Origin of the sequence: Paenibacillus sp. NPDC093718 (assembly GCF_050279985.1) — a bacterium.
GTDB lineage: Bacteria > Bacillota > Bacilli > Paenibacillales > Paenibacillaceae > Paenibacillus_AQ.
In genome coordinates, this window is sequence record NZ_JBNNUS010000004.1 from 12,853 (window position 1) to 24,734 (window position 11,882).

The 11,882-nt window shown below is 41.2% G+C and carries 12 protein-coding genes; all 12 read right to left on the reverse strand.

Annotation, left to right across the window (positions count from 1 at the left end):
* Positions 1–198: 198 nt before the first annotated feature.
* Positions 199–1,071, reverse strand: a complete 873-nt coding sequence (locus ACQKPA_RS13045; protein ID WP_427492823.1) for a phosphatidylinositol-specific phospholipase C/glycerophosphodiester phosphodiesterase family protein — start codon at positions 1,069–1,071, stop codon at positions 199–201.
* Between the two features lie 117 nt (positions 1,072–1,188).
* Positions 1,189–2,589, reverse strand: a complete 1,401-nt coding sequence (locus ACQKPA_RS13050) for an undecaprenyl-phosphate glucose phosphotransferase (protein WP_427492824.1) — start codon at positions 2,587–2,589, stop codon at positions 1,189–1,191.
* Entirely contained in the window at positions 2,586–3,497 is a 912-nt protein-coding gene (locus ACQKPA_RS13055) for a glycosyltransferase family 2 protein (protein WP_427492825.1), read from the reverse strand. Before ACQKPA_RS13055 ends, ACQKPA_RS13050 begins: the two co-directional genes overlap by 4 nt.
* 109 nt (positions 3,498–3,606) lie before the next feature.
* Positions 3,607–4,536, reverse strand: a complete 930-nt coding sequence (locus tag ACQKPA_RS13060) for a glycosyltransferase family 2 protein (protein ID WP_427492827.1) — start codon at positions 4,534–4,536, stop codon at positions 3,607–3,609.
* A 127-nt stretch (positions 4,537–4,663) separates the two neighbouring features.
* Entirely contained in the window at positions 4,664–5,548 is an 885-nt protein-coding gene (gene rfbD / locus ACQKPA_RS13065; RefSeq protein WP_427492828.1) for a dTDP-4-dehydrorhamnose reductase, read from the reverse strand.
* Positions 5,545–6,567: a dTDP-glucose 4,6-dehydratase gene (gene rfbB / locus ACQKPA_RS13070; RefSeq protein ID WP_427492829.1), complete on the reverse strand. Its 1,023-nt coding sequence runs from the start codon at positions 6,565–6,567 to the stop codon at positions 5,545–5,547. The genes rfbD and rfbB overlap by 4 nt, the downstream gene beginning before the upstream one ends.
* 12 nt (positions 6,568–6,579) lie before the next feature.
* On the reverse strand, positions 6,580–7,128 hold the full coding sequence (rfbC, locus tag ACQKPA_RS13075) for a dTDP-4-dehydrorhamnose 3,5-epimerase (protein WP_427492831.1): 549 nt from the start codon (positions 7,126–7,128) through the stop codon (positions 6,580–6,582).
* Between the two features lie 26 nt (positions 7,129–7,154).
* Complete coding sequence (locus ACQKPA_RS13080) at positions 7,155–8,357, reverse strand: glycosyltransferase family 4 protein (RefSeq protein ID WP_427492833.1); 1,203 nt, start codon at positions 8,355–8,357, stop codon at positions 7,155–7,157.
* 44 nt (positions 8,358–8,401) lie between these two features.
* Entirely contained in the window at positions 8,402–9,262 is an 861-nt protein-coding gene (locus tag ACQKPA_RS13085) for a dTDP-4-dehydrorhamnose reductase family protein (protein ID WP_427492835.1), read from the reverse strand.
* Between the two features lie 20 nt (positions 9,263–9,282).
* Entirely contained in the window at positions 9,283–10,413 is a 1,131-nt protein-coding gene (gene wecB, locus ACQKPA_RS13090; protein ID WP_326120383.1) for a non-hydrolyzing UDP-N-acetylglucosamine 2-epimerase, read from the reverse strand.
* A gap of 18 nt (positions 10,414–10,431) precedes the next feature.
* Positions 10,432–11,484: an SDR family NAD(P)-dependent oxidoreductase gene (locus ACQKPA_RS13095; RefSeq protein ID WP_326120384.1), complete on the reverse strand. Its 1,053-nt coding sequence runs from the start codon at positions 11,482–11,484 to the stop codon at positions 10,432–10,434.
* Between the two features lie 15 nt (positions 11,485–11,499).
* Complete coding sequence (locus ACQKPA_RS13100) at positions 11,500–11,850, reverse strand: hypothetical protein (protein WP_326120386.1); 351 nt, start codon at positions 11,848–11,850, stop codon at positions 11,500–11,502.
* Positions 11,851–11,882: the final 32 nt, after the last annotated feature.

Consider the following 11,882-nt stretch of genomic DNA (forward strand, 5'->3'; position numbering starts at 1 on the left):
ACAATCCCAGTCATAAAGATGGTGGTTTTCTGTGCTATCAAGTAGGCCATGCTTCGAATTTATATCTACTGATATCATGAAAATAGCCCGCGTCTCTTTTGGAGACAACGGACTTAGATGTTCTGCATCACTATATATGAAGAATAGCCTACTTCATAGACGGGCCATGCAATTAAAGCCATGCCCCCTCTATACGAGTCACTTTTTAATGGTATATCTCAGGCTGTTCTGCTCCAGCTCCGGCTCTGTCAGCAGGTCCGAGTAAACGCCGTACACGCCCCATTTTTCATAATTGTTCACGGTGTTGGTGTCATTGATGGTGTGGACATAGGTCACGGCACCCGCTTGCCTCAGCTTCGCTACGAAATTCGGGCTGACCTTGTACTCCGGCATGGTAACGGCGTCAATGCTGTTTTCCTGCACGAAGGCCGTGATCTCGGCGGGTGAATCCTGCGTGGCATACAGCGTATAGATAATCGACTTAAACGGATAGATGTCCCTGACCATATCGAGCATCGGCTCATTATATATTTGGATGACCACCCGATCCAGAAGTGCCGGGTTCCTCTCATTAGCAGCACTTACAATCTCCGTGAACAGATGCTGAATATCCTGATCCTCCTGCTCCTTCGTATCCGTCACGATATAGATATCGGGATGACGCTCCATCATATCCATAATCCCCTCGATATCCATCGGCCGGTATTGCTCCAAAATCGGCGTATTAATGAATTCCTCATGGCTCAGGCGCGCTGCCTGCTTATCATCAGGGAGTTTCTCCTTCTGACCCAGCTGCTGCGTCATGCTCTCCGTCCACTCGTGCCTGGCTACGACCTTGCGATCCTCCGTCAGCATCAAATCAATCTCGAATACCCGAGTGCCTTTCTCGTAGTTAACGACCATGGCTTCGTAGGCGTTCGTGTAGGGCTGTTCCCTGATACTTCCCATGGCATGAGCAATCAGGCGATAGGCCGCGAATCCTTGCGGTTCTTCCTCTTCCAACTCCAGATGAGTCAGAAGCAGTATCATAATGGCGGAAAATAATAGAAGGACAGCTGCGATCCGTTTCATGGTATCCCCACCCTTTGTTTCGTTCATTGCTGTTGCTAGGTAATACCCGGTTGAAGGGTAGGCCAAACAAAAAAACGCCCCTTGGCTGCTGCCAAATGACGTCTACATCCATTACAATCAGTATGCGTTCTTGAATCCGTTGCGGATCGTGCGCAGAATGATTTTGATATCAAATAGAATGGACCAATTCTCGATGTAGAAAATATCGTGCTTGATCCGTTCCTCAATCGAAGTATCCCCACGCAGGCCGTTGCTCTGCGCCCATCCCGTAATGCCCGGGCGTACGTGGTGTTTCACCATGTACTTTGGAATTTCCTCTTTGAACTGTTCCACATAATATGGTCGCTCCGGCCTAGGACCAACTACGCTCATATGACCAAACAGAACATTGAAGAACTGAGGTAACTCATCCAGACTGGTCTTCCGAAGAAAAGAGCCAAACTTGGTGCGGCGCGGATCATTCTCTACCGTCCAGCCCGTATCCGGTGCCCCCTCCGGCAGCGGCTTCATGGAGCGGAATTTATACATATAAAAGTTCCGGCGGTTCAGCCCAACCCGCTCCTGCTTAAAAATGACGGGTCCCCGGGAGGTTAATCGGACACCGAGGTAAATCCCGATCATCACCGGCAGGGTTAGGATGATCGCCACCAAAGAGAATACGATATCAAACGCTCGCTTGAACAGTCGATTTGCCGCTAAATCCAGCGGGATATCGCGCACGTTGATCATCGGCATCCCCGCAAAGTTATCAAACACCGGCCGTGCCGGGAGGTAATCGAAAAAGTCAGGGATAATCAGCGTTCGAACACCGGCTTTTTCACAAGCGGCGATGATCTCCGGGTATTTGTGGTGCGCATTTAGCGGCAGTGCCAGCACGACCTCATCGACAAGCTTTTCGTTTAGCACCTTATGTAGATCGCTCACCGAGCCCAGAATGGGTTTAAGCCGTCTGGCTTCGATCTCGTCCCACTGCTGGTAATCATCCAGAAAACCGACAACTTCATACCCAAGCTCCGGGTATTGCTTCAGATTTTTGAAGAATTGCTTGCCCAGTGTACCTGCACCCACGATGAGCACAAATTGGCGATTATAGCCTTTCTCCCTAAAGTGCTTCAAAGACGTCTTTAAGAAATAACGGTACAAAATGATGAATGCTACATTGAGAATCATGTAAATGGCGAGATACCAACGGGAGATATTCACCTCTTTAACAAAGAACATGATACTTAAGAGAATGAACATCCCGATAAAATGCATCTGAAAGATTTTCATGAACTCGTCGGCAAAGCGCTTTTTCCTCTTCGGTGAGTATAAGGAAATCATGATGCCAACAGCTACGGCAACCGCGCCGTAAATCAAGCTCCACATTCCATAAGATTCGATGGGCAGAGGTTTTTCGTACGGAAACCAACCGCTTTCGAATTTCATCCACCAAGCGAGCAGAAAGGCCAGTTGGATGAAGACAAAGTCAGTTAACATATACAGCTTAGTAAGGAAGCCCTGATTCTGGCGGATCATGATTTCACCTCCACTCCACCTGAAGATTGCGTTATGGTTGCCGTACGAATGGGCTTAAGCCGGTTCGTGAGCAAGGATAGGAGTAATTTTAAACCGACACCCGCATACACGGCTCCATTAACGAATATGTTGTATTTCTGCCGGTAATGCTTCCGATGAAAAAGAATCATCGCCCGATGGAACTCATAAATGATCTTAAATGGCCTGCGCCGAGCGCTGCCGCCTTTATAATGGATGATCGTCGTCCGAGGATAATAATGAATTCCCCATCCGGCCTGCTTGATGCGATAACACCAGTCGATATCTTCCCCGTACATAAAGAAAGTTTCATCCAGCCCACCAACCTGCTCGATCGTCTCGCGGCGTACCAGCATGAACGCACCGACCAAACAATCCACCGGATACTCTACGTCCGGATTCAAATACCCCAGCTGATACTGGTTAAATTCCGGCTTGTTCGGGAACAGCTTGCTGAGCCCAAAAGCATAATAGAAGGACGCCGAAGGCGTTGGGAACCCTCTTTTGCAGGCCTTATCCAGCGAACCGTCCGGAAGGACGATTTTGCAGCCGGAAGCGCCAATGATCGGATTGTAGTCCATAAAAGCGACCATCGTCTGGATCGTATCCTGCTGGATAATCGTGTCGGAATTTAGCAGCAGCATATAGCGACCTTCCGCCACTTCCATCCCCTGATTGTTGGCTTTGGCAAAGCCGATATTCTCCATGTTCTCGATCAGCTTAACCTGCGGAAATAACTCTCGGATGGTCTGAACCGACTCGTCCTTCGAGTTGTTATCTATCAAAATGACTTCATATGTATAGTCCGTCTCTGATGCAAACACGGATCGCAAACAGTCCACCGTCAGCTGACAGGTATTGTAGTTCACGATTAAAATGCTTAAATCCATTGCATAACGTCTCCTGACAAATATAGTAATCTATCGACATTATAGCATAGTTCGTGGGGAAAGAAGGAATATCAAGGAATAAGTTTGCTCTGCCCTATTTCATTCAACCTCATATAAACCCGATCAAAATAAAAAACTTAAACAACAAACTCTCTGCCTTGGATTGTCTGTACAATTTGCTCTTGCGTGCATAATGTAATCTGTCCATGAATCTTGTGCGAGTTGCAAGAAATAAATCCAGCTGCTCTTTCTGTTCGCCAGTCAATCGCGATCCATAGATTCGATCAAACTCGCTCGCTTGTTTATGCAGCAAGTCTTTGCCTGTATGTCTTTTAAAACTGGCCCATTTGCTCTTCAACTTACCCACAATAGAGCTGCTGCCCCCTACCACATTATTATTGTGCTGACGGTATAACATGGATGGCGCGTTATCGTAGATTACAGTTCCAAATGCGGAAACGAGCAGGTAGAACCACCAATCGTGCATAAGAATCTTTTGACTGTCAACCGATCTACTATTTATAAACAGGTTTCTTGCCGATCGATTCATCGTAATTGTCGCGCCAATGGCAATATTCTCATATAACGCATTGAAGAAAGAGGGTTCAGAAGCAGGAGGCTTTGGCCATGCACCTTTCCGGTTTAACTCGTCATCCGTAAGGTAGGTCGATGTAAATACCATCGCCGGTACTTCCGTATATATAGAGGAGTCTAGGCGGGCTATAGCATGCTCTACCTTATGATCAAGCCACACGTCATCCTGGTCGCAAAAACAGTAATAATCAGCCTCAGCGTCTGCAGCACGCAGCAATTCGAAGAAACTGGACACAACGCCAACATTCGTTCCTTTTATGAGCTTGATCTTGTCTGGATGCATGTTCATCATCTGTTCTAGAACTTCCACTGTTTGGTCCGTGGATCCATCGTCTCTTATCAAAATCGAGATGGAGGGGTGAGTCTGGTTGAGAATGCTCTGGATTTGTTCGGATATATACCGTTCGCCGTTATAGGCGGATAGTAACACTTGCACATTATTCATAGTGAGGAACCTCCGGAAAAACACATTGGCTTTATACTGTTGTCATTCATTAGATTCATGAGTGATGTTATGAAGTAGGCTAATAAAAAACCTGATCCATAAGATCAGGTCTCTTACATCGCTGTATTCACTTTAAGTATAGTTCAGGGTACTGCTTCATATCCAGCATAAACTGCTTCAGCCCTTCACGCCAATGCGGTAAATCCTCTAATTGGTTTAGGCGGATAGCCAAGTGATCCATCGTTGAATTGGCTGGACGCGGAGCGGGCCGTGGAAACTCTGCCGTCGTGCAAGGTTGCAATTCAGCCGTTATCTCTAGTCCCAATTGTTCACGGGCTTCTTCAAAAATGGCCTCGGTGAATTCATACCATGTACAAGAGCCGCTGTTGGAGGCATGATATAAACCGTATTTTTCTGTGGAGATGAGGTTTAACAAGAACTGTGCCAGATCTACCGTGTAGGTGGGGGAACCCTTTTGATCGTTAACCACCTTTAATAACGGTTTTTCCTGACCTAGACGGAGCATCGTTTTCACAAAATTATTTCCGTGAAGACCAAATACCCAAGATGTTCTCACGATAAACCACTTGGAGCAGAAGTCTCGAATCATTTGCTCGCCTGCCAGCTTGGAGCGGCCATAAATCGTTTGCGGGTCGGTGTCGTCATACTCAACATAAGCCGTCTCACTAGTACCATTAAAAACATAATCCGTACTGATATAAACTACGGTGGTACCCATCTTTTCGGCGGATACAGCAATATTACGCGTACCTGTGGCATTCACAAGATAGGCACCGTCCGTATCGCTTTCGGCTGCATCCACAGCCGTATAAGCCGCACAATGAATGATGACATCCGGATTATGAGAAGAAATTACCTGTCGGCATTGCTCCATGCTCGTAATATCTAGCTCTGCTCTCCCGCACCCGATAACCTCATGCCCAGCTTCAGCAGCAACATGCGTTACATCCTGCCCCAACTGACCAATTGCTCCAGTTACGAGTATCTTCATTCCACTTCACCCAAACGGCTGCCATACTGCTGGGTCATATAATCACGATATGCGCCGGATTGAATTCTTGTCCACCACTCTTTGTTGTTCAAATACCACTGAATCGTTTCCTTAATGCCTGTCTCGAAGTTGTGCTTTGGTTTCCAGCCAAGCTCATTCATAATTTTTGTAGGGTCAATGCCATAACGTCGGTCATGACCTGGACGATCTTCTACGTAAGTAATTAATGACTCCGACTTACCGAGCTCCCTCAGAATTGTTTGCACAATATGCAGATTGGTACGTTCGTTGTTGCCCCCAATATTATAAACCTCACCTATTTTCCCCTGATGAATAACCAGATCGATCGCACTGCAATGATCCTCGACATACAGCCAATCACGGATATTGAGGCCATCGCCGTAGACCGGCAGGGATTCATCATTTAGGGCACGAGAAATAATCAGGGGGATCAGCTTCTCAGGAAATTGGTATGGACCGTAATTATTCGAGCAGCGGGTAATGTTAACCGGGAGACCAAAGGTCTCATGGTAAGCCCTTACGAGCAGATCTCCGCCTGCTTTGCTGGCAGAATACGGGCTATTCGGTGCAAGTGGCGTCGTTTCAGAGAACAAACCGGTTTCGCCCAAGGACCCATATACTTCATCCGTGGATACTTGGACAAACTTAGTCACGCCATATTTTTGGGCCGCATCCAGAAGAACCTGTGTCCCCATGACATTGGTTTTCACAAAGATTTCCGGTTCCAAAATGCTGCGATCCACGTGTGATTCTGCCGCAAAATTAACAACCACATCGATACCCTGTTGGAAAATCGCGTCCACTGCTGGTTTGTCAGCTATAACTGCTTGCACAAAAGAGTAGTTAGGGTGGTGTTGAACGGATTTTAAGTTTTCAAGGTTGCCTGCATACGTAAGTGCATCCATGTTAATGATCTGGTAATTCGGATGCTGCTGAATCATATATAAAATAAAGTTACTGCCGATAAAACCGGCGCCGCCGGTAACAAGAAGTTTCATCCTCACTGCCCCCTAGTCAAAATTCATCTCTGCGTCTTTCAGCAGCGGGTGCCGCTGGTCTTTGTCCGATAAAATCGGATTCGACGTTGGCCAATCGATCCCCAAAGCCGGATCATTCCATAATATGCCGCGGTCATTTTCGGGGGAATAATATTCGTCCACTTTATAAAGAACCTGGGTATTAGGGACTAGCGTACAAAAACCATGTGCGAAGCCCTTAGGAACAAGCAGCTGACGATGGTTGTGTTCGCTTAAAATGACACCGTACCACTGACCAAAGGTAGAAGAGCTTTTTCTGATATCTACGATCACATCATAAATAGCACCTGTAAGGACACGTATGAGTTTGGTTTGGGCCTTGGGGTGTAACTGATAATGCAGCCCTCGAAGAACACCAGGTTCTGCGGATAGAGAGTGGTTGTCTTGGATGAAGTTATAGGTAATGCCATTCTGCTTAAATAATGATTCATTGTAACTCTCCATGAAGAAGCCACGGTGATCTCCATGGACTTTAGGTTCTATTAAAATTAGACCGCTTATAGGTAGAGTGCTGCTCTTCACTTTACAGGCCCTCTTTCATAATCCAATTATTTTTGAAGGATATTTACTAAGTTTTCTAACACAACATTCTTCTTAAAATGAGTTTTATAATATTTACTCGCATTATTCCCCATTGTATCTAATTCCTCTTTATCCATTAGGTACATTTTAATCGCGTTCTCAGCTAATTTTTCTGAATCTCCAGAACTGCTGACTAAACCTGACTTACTTTCAAGTATTATATCCGCTCCTTCCCCATCTAGAGAGGCTATTATTGGTTTTCCTGAGGCTAAATAGGATTGAACCTTAGAAGGTATAGTAATTGAAAATAAGTCACTTTTAACTAGCGAAACTAATAATACATCTGAAACATTGTAGTACTCGGGCATACTCGCAGCGGGTTTTCTCCCAATAAACTCGACAACATCACTGATGCCAAGTTTAGCAACTTGGTTTTCTGCCCATTCCTTGGTCATACCATCTCCAATGATAAGCCACTTAATCTTGGAATATCCCCTTAATTTACAATTTTTAGCTGCTTCTAGTATCGTTTCAAAACTTTGCGCTGGTCCGATATTTCCTGCAAATACCACATTAAAAGTATCTTTATATTTGTTTATAAGATTTTCATCTTCTCTATTTACTTCATAGAAGTCCTCTGCCCAATTTGGAAGATAAAATACCTTATCACCTCTAATTCCAAACTCACTTTCAATCTTCTTCTTTATTCCTTTTGAAGTCGTTAGATAAAAATCAAATTGCTTATAAATATGAATAGATATTTTATCAAATATTTTCTTCAGACATTTTGATTTGAAATCATAGACAGAATATAAACTCTCAGGCCACAGATCCTGTATGTATATATAACTTTTAATTTTAAATAACTTCTTAGCTAGAATAGCAGGATAAGCCATAAATACTGGTGTTAATTGATAAACTAATACTCTATCATATTTTCTTTTCCTCAACTTTAACAACTTACTAATTGAGAAAATAGGATAGGAAATATAATTCATGAAAATTTGAATTGGATTGCCATTGCCTCGGGGGATAACAAAACTTCTGTATATATTTATCCCCTCATAGTTGTCCATTCTTTTCTTAAAAGCAGAGTAGCCATCAAAGTACCTTCCATGAGGGTAATTAGGTATACCGCTAATTACGTCTACTTCATATCCCATCTCAACTAAGGACTTACATATATCATTTATACGAAACTCTTCAGGCCAGAAATGCTGACATATCACAAGAATTCTATTATTTATGACCCTTCACTCACTTCTGTTCATTTTTAATAGTGATCGTAACGATCTTTGTGGTTAAGTATCCATTCTCTCATCTCTTCGATCATCGCGGGATAACTTTTAACCGTATATTCAAAGTCTACTCTTGTGTTTACTAAGCTCTTGTCAATCAAAACATCATTATTCGGCTTTATATTAATATCTTCTCTTTTAAAAATTTCTTTTATGAGACTCAATAGATCGTATTTATTTATTTTTTCTCTTGCAACAAGATGATAGAGTCCGCTTATATTTTGAGAATTTATAATTTTTTCAATAGCCTGAGCTAATTCAATAGTAGTAATTCCAGACCAGTAAGCACCAGAATAACCATTGACAATCCCTTTCGATTGCATAAACCAGTTAAACAACCCAATTCCGTCCTTGTTTATATCTGGGCCAATAATCGAAGTCCTGATTGTTAAATCTTTGTCATTATCGAGTTCACCCAGTATTTTGGTTCGGTCATAAAAGCTATCCCCATCTCTAAACGATTTTTCAGTATATCCTCCTTTTTCACCTGAAAATACACAATCTGTGCTCAAATGAATAATTTTAGTAGTTGAGTCCTTAAACCTCTTCTCAAGAAATCGTGGAAGATAACTATTTAATAAGATAGCTTTTTCTTTATCTTGCTCTGCGTTGTTATTTAGCACGCCAACACAATTAATTATATAGTCGTACTTTTTTCTTTTCAAAAAATCATCAAACAATTCAATATTAGTCAGATCAAATTGGTAGCTTCTTTCATTTAGCTTCCTTGAATGGCTGATATTATCCACTTGATACTCATCACTTTTTTTTTCAAAATGATCAGTTATAACATGACCTGCCATTCCATTCGAACCTAAAATCAATAAATTATACACTTGCTCCTCCTCCACCTCTTTTAACTTTTTTTCCATACTGTCCTATTAATATAATCAGTATAACTTAGGATAACTCTCACCACTTTTTGAGATACATTTTTCCCTTCGTAATCTTTAACTATATCAATATTATAAAGTGGACTGTTTCTCTGTTCTGTAACAACATCAATGGACTGTATCACTCTATCTTTACTCAACCCACTCATGATTAAAGTTCCTTCATCCATACCTTCTGGTCTTTCAATTGCATTTCTAATCGTTATAGCTGGAAACTTGAGTATTGATGACTCCTCAGTTATGGTTCCACTATCTGACAGTACACAGAACGCATTTTGTTGTAGCTTTAGATAGTCAAAAAAACCCAATGGCTTTGTGAAAACCACTCTTTCATTCACACGTATATCCAATTTATCTAGTTTCTTTCTAGTTCTAGGATGAGTTGAAAAAATAATCGTCATATTATATTTCTCAACAACCTCATTAAGTGTTTCGATAAGATTATAAAAGTTGGTTTCGTCATCAATATTTTCTTCACGGTGTGCACTAACAACGAAGTAGTTCTTCTCTGTTAAGGAGAACCTATCAAGGATATCTGATCTATTAATTTGAGGTTTGTAGAATTCAATTACTTCATGTAATGTTGAGCCACTTTTAATAATTGTTTCTTGTTTTATACCTTCATCAATTAAGTATCTTCTAGCATGTTCAGTTAGAGGTAGATTTATATCACTCAGATGATCAACAATTTTCCGGTTAATTTCTTCAGGAACTCTTTGATCAAAACAGCGATTCCCTGCTTCCATGTGGAAAATGGGAATCCTTCTTTTTTTTGCGGATATGACAGCCATACATGTATTGGTATCACCGTAAAGCAATAAAGCATCCGGTTTTTCTATTTCCATAACTTTATCTGAAGATTTGATAACTTCTGCTATTGTTTCTATAGCACTTTCTTTTGCAGCACCTAGAAAATGATTAGGTTTTCTAATTCCTAGATCATCAAAGAAGATTTCATTAAGCTCATAATCAAAATTTTGGCCTGAGTGAACCAATATATGATCTGTAAATCTATCTAACTCCTTAATTATCATGCTTAGTTTAATAATTTCCGGACGAGTGCCGACTATGGTCATTACTTTAAGTCTGTTCACTATATCACACCCTAATCATCATAAAATATCTATTAATTCTGTTGCTCCAGAATCATACTCAACTAATTTAAGATCAACCTTTAATAAATCCAAAGAAAGTAACAACTCTTTCACCTCTTCAACATTAAGTTGAACAGTGTTGTTAGAGTTATAATCTTCTTGAGAAGATATCTGTTGAAGCCCTTCCGAAAAGTACTTTTCATAATTTAGTCCTCTATTATCCGAAGGCACTCGATAAAATTTATCTAACTCTTCTGCTTTTGCCATCTCTTCTCTTGTAAGCAACGTCTCTGATTGTTTCTCCCCGTGGCGAGTACCGATAATTTTAATTTTTGACTCCCCATTATAAAGTTGAACAAGTGCTTGAGCCAAATCTATAATTGTAGAGGCAGGAGCTTTCTGTATAAATACATCTCCATTAGTTGCCTTTTCAAATGCATATAGCACTAGATCAACGGCTTCATCTAAGCTCATAAGAAAACGAGTCATTTTAGGATCAGTTATAGTCAAGTCTTTTCTCTGTTTGATCTGCTCAATAAATAAAGGAATAACCGAACCTCGTGAAGCCATAACATTCCCATATCTTGTGACACACAAGACAGTGTCGTCTCTTGTTAGGTTTTTAGATTTAGCAACTACTATTTTTTCCGCAAGTGCTTTTGACATCCCCATTGCATTAATAGGATAAACTGCTTTATCCGTACTTAACAGAATAAACTTTTTCACCTTATTCTGTATGGCAGCATTAACAGTATTTTCAGTGCCAATCGTATTGGTTTTTATTGCCTCCATCGGATAGAACTCACAAGATGGCACTTGCTTTAGAGCTGCTGCATGAAAAACATAATCAACGCCTTTCATGGCATCATTTATACTATTAAAGTCACGTACATCACCAATATAATATTTAATTTTGTTACTTTTAAACCGGTTTCTCATCTCGTCCTGTTTCTTCTCATCTCTACTAAATATCCTAATTTCTTTAATATCACTATTAAGAAATCTCCTAACTACAGCATGGCCAAACGACCCTGTTCCACCAGTGATAAGTAATACTTTGTTTAAAAACACTTATAACCCCTCTTTTCATTTCTTAGGAAGATTTAATAAGATAATTCCTATCAGTATGATGACAATCGCAACCCCAGTAAGAGGAGTTATTTTTTCTTTGAAGATTAAAAAACCACATATTACAGTTGCAATATAAGTTATACTGGTTGTCAATGGTACAATGTAAGACAAATCAAATTTTCTCAATAATACAACATACAATAAAAAGCTTAGGAGATACATGATTAATCCTAGTATAATATTAATATTAAAACTAATATTAAAAGTAGATTTAGCAAATGCTACACTCGCCCCTGTAGCGCCCAACTTAATAAAAATCAATCCACCAACAGTAAAGATCAGGTAAGCAACTATATAAATGACCATTTTTTAGGTTCCTAACTTTTTAGTTTATTATT